Consider the following 2,840-nt stretch of genomic DNA (forward strand, 5'->3'; position numbering starts at 1 on the left):
TGTCCTGATCGCCAAGCGCATCGCGTGCCGCGAACATCGCCCGGCCGTTATACAGCAGATGATAGGTCTTGCCCTGCCACTCTGTCGTTACACTGCGCATAGGCTCACGCGTCACTCGCGACACCCATCTTGGTATCCAGCCATGCCTTTGCGGCTTCCTCGGTGTCATGCTCCTTGGTCAGACGCCAGTTGCCATTCTTGTCGGCCATAATCGTCCAGTTGGTCGCAACGGTCGAGAACGTGATCGAGTCGGCTTTGGTCGCCGCCGTATCGTTGCCGATTGCCGCCTTGGCACGGGGATAGAAAAAGGTCTTAAAAATCTTCTTGCCCGCGCGCACCAGCGTCTTGTAGTAGCCCAGACCACCCTCGGGCGGGGTATCGCCGGTATTGTAGGTGCACAGCTTTTCCTCAACCGTCGCGCCGTAGATCTTGCCCGCGACCTCGTCCTCCATGTCGGTGGTCTCCATGGCGAGCGTGCCGGACACGAACTCGTCAACCGACTCCTGAAGCTCGTTATCACCGTAGATCTTGCCCGACGCCATGGTCACGGTCAAGTCTGCCTTGTTCAGTGCGCCGATGGTCACCGGCGCGTCATAGGTCACGACGCCCTCGGGCGAGACTGTTTTGTTGGGTGCAAATCTCGGGTATTTTGCGCCAAATGCTGCCATTTGTTTTCCTCCTTTGTCTGTCAGAGCAGGTTTTTGCTCCGTAAATAGTCGTCGTATACTTCTTCGGCTGCTTCACACGCCACGTCTTTGATTTGTTCGTTGGCGTTGCGCATCCACTGCCATGCCGTAATATCTCGACTTGGTGCGCCGAACTCATAAACAAACGCAACCTCATCATTACGCACGCCATTGTTGCGCGTGCCTTTGGGATAAATCTCAATGGATTTTGAATTTTTCTTGGATTTAATCTTAGATGCCACCGTGATGGAATCCCGAAGCTGTCCAGTATCCACCAGCCCAATCGACTGAATCTTGTTCCGGTGTGCTTCCGCAACCACTTCACCACCTGCGTGGAGCATATCGGATAGAACTGTATCCGGCATCTGCGTCAATTCATCCAAGTCCAAGATCAAGGCATCGAGCCCTTCAACGCCCATCTTCATACAGATCCACCTCCACGCTCTCACACTCGAACACATAGTGCTGCCCGAGCTTATCCGAGGCATCGGTCATGCTCGGCCAGCCGAACCCTGCGGCAAACAATGCTCGCTTGACCGCCTTGCGGGTCTCGACTGTGTTGGCCGTCATGGGCGCGACCAGATGCACCTGGATGAGCGCCCGCTCGACGGCGGGCTGGTTGTCACCGTATTCCATGCCGGTCGTATCATAATTAAATGCCAGATAGGTGTCATGGCTCCCGGTGTAAGTGCCTGGCATGGTGGGCAGGACGGGCGTGAGCGCGTCCATCAATCGCTCATTAAGACCCCGCATCTGTCACACCTCCTTTTGCCGTGGGGAGCTCGGAGCAGTTCAGCTCCATCCACTCCCCATCCTTGCTGTACGCCCGCTCGACCTTGTACCGCTTGTTGTCCAGCTCCACGATGGTCTGCCCGGCGTAGTCCGGCACGCGCACGCGGAACACACAGGAAAGCCGGGTGCCCGCGCGCAGTGCCTCATAAAATTCCAGTCGCTTGACCTCTCCCATCTCGGCATAAACCTCGGTCGAGGTCTCGTCCGGGATGGGATAGCCGTCGGCGTCTAGCTTACCCTCGGTGTCGGGTTTGGACACAAGGGTCAAATCTACAAAGCCCACGGTCAGACGTCCTCCTCTCGGTAGTCGCCAGACAGCTCCATGCTGTCCCGCAGGCCGTCGTAGCACGCCTGCCAGCGCTCGGTCTGGTCATCATAGCCAAAGTATGCCTTGCAGTACAGCACGATGGCGCGGGCGATCAGCGGGTCGGTCTCGTCCACCCGGCGCACGCCGTGCATCCTGAGATCGGCCTTGCACGCCTCGATCAGGGGCGTGATCTCATCGTCGTCGAGTGCGCGGCTTTTGAGCCGCAGCGCTGCGTGTACCTGTTCGAGCACTGTCGCCATCACTCACCGCGTCCTTTCAGCCCGCCTGCTTCTTGGTCAGGGTGACCAGCGAGGACTTGTTCAGCACCTTGCCGTCGGCCAACTGGATAACCTTGGTCACGACGTCGTCGGTGTCGTTGTCCTCGTAGGTCTTGAGGGTCATCTGGGCGGCAAGATTGAGGTCATAGTCCTTCATGCGGAAGATGGCGGCAAAGATGGTGTCCGACTCTACCGTCTCTGCATAATCGGGGATGTAGTCATTGATAATGACCGTACGACCGTGCAGCACATAGGTACCCAGCGAGCCGCCCAGACCATAATTGGTACGCGCGATCGGCTGGCCATCTGCGTCCACCATGCCCACAAACTGCATAAAGGTCTTTTTGCTCATCAGCCAGACCGCATCGGCCTCGTATGCTTCGGGCAGTGCACCCTCGGCCTCACACAGCAGCGCATAGTCCAGCTTGCCGTCTGCGGCGACCTCGATTGCCTGGCCCTCGTCCGGGGTTTCATTGAGGATGCCCTTGGGCTGACCCGATCCGGAACCGTTGATGATCGCCTGTTCGAGCGCCTCGACCATGGCCTCGGATACCACCTGGATAAAGTGCGCCTCGAAGATGTCGAGCGACAGGTTGGCCACCTCGAAGGTCATAGCCACCGCGCAGCGCAGCTTGTAGTAGGCAAAGACCACGTCCTGAATGGACAGCTTCTGCTTGTCGCTGCCCGCACCCTCAGCAACCCAGGTCGCGGTCGGACGCGCCTGCGAGACCGGAATCTTGACGCCGCCCGGAAAGTTGGTCTTAGTGACCAGCGACA

6 protein-coding genes are annotated in these 2,840 nt (G+C 58.3%); all 6 read right to left on the reverse strand.

The genetic code is table 11. The annotated features are described in order from the left end of the window. Window positions 1-104 precede the first annotated feature (104 nt). Complete coding sequence (locus B5F17_RS14325; protein ID WP_087374914.1) at window positions 105-668, reverse strand: phage tail protein; 564 nt, start codon at window positions 666-668, stop codon at window positions 105-107. 20 nt (window positions 669-688) lie between these two features. Further along, window positions 689-1,111, reverse strand: coding sequence for an HK97 gp10 family phage protein (locus B5F17_RS14330; RefSeq protein ID WP_162608203.1), 423 nt, complete (start codon window positions 1,109-1,111; stop codon window positions 689-691). Further along, entirely contained in the window at window positions 1,095-1,439 is a 345-nt protein-coding gene (locus B5F17_RS14335) for a hypothetical protein (RefSeq protein WP_087374918.1), read from the reverse strand. Before B5F17_RS14335 ends, B5F17_RS14330 begins: the two co-directional genes overlap by 17 nt. Further along, window positions 1,426-1,761 (reverse strand): hypothetical protein, encoded by a 336-nt coding sequence (locus B5F17_RS14340; RefSeq protein WP_087374920.1) that lies wholly within the window; start codon window positions 1,759-1,761, stop codon window positions 1,426-1,428. Before B5F17_RS14340 ends, B5F17_RS14335 begins: the two co-directional genes overlap by 14 nt. A gap of 2 nt (window positions 1,762-1,763) precedes the next feature. Further along, window positions 1,764-2,045 (reverse strand): head-tail connector protein, encoded by a 282-nt coding sequence (locus B5F17_RS14345; protein ID WP_087374922.1) that lies wholly within the window; start codon window positions 2,043-2,045, stop codon window positions 1,764-1,766. Window positions 2,046-2,061: 16 nt separating this feature from the next. After that, window positions 2,062-2,840, reverse strand: a 779-nt coding sequence (locus B5F17_RS14350) for a phage major capsid protein (RefSeq protein WP_087374924.1), incomplete at its 5' end; no start/stop codon positions are given.

It is taken from the genome of Butyricicoccus pullicaecorum, from assembly GCF_002160355.1.
Taxonomy (GTDB): domain Bacteria; phylum Bacillota; class Clostridia; order Oscillospirales; family Butyricicoccaceae; genus Butyricicoccus; species Butyricicoccus pullicaecorum.

Coding starts and splice junctions, on each gene's coding strand:
- B5F17_RS14335 (WP_087374918.1), bottom strand. CDS start 1,439: ATGCGGGGTCTTAATGAGCGATTGATGGACGCGCTCACGCCCGTCCTG.
- B5F17_RS14345 (WP_087374922.1), bottom strand. CDS start 2,045: ATGGCGACAGTGCTCGAACAGGTACACGCAGCGCTGCGGCTCAAAAGC.
- B5F17_RS14325 (WP_087374914.1), bottom strand. CDS start 668: ATGGCAGCATTTGGCGCAAAATACCCGAGATTTGCACCCAACAAAACA.
- B5F17_RS14330 (WP_162608203.1), bottom strand. CDS start 1,111: ATGAAGATGGGCGTTGAAGGGCTCGATGCCTTGATCTTGGACTTGGAT.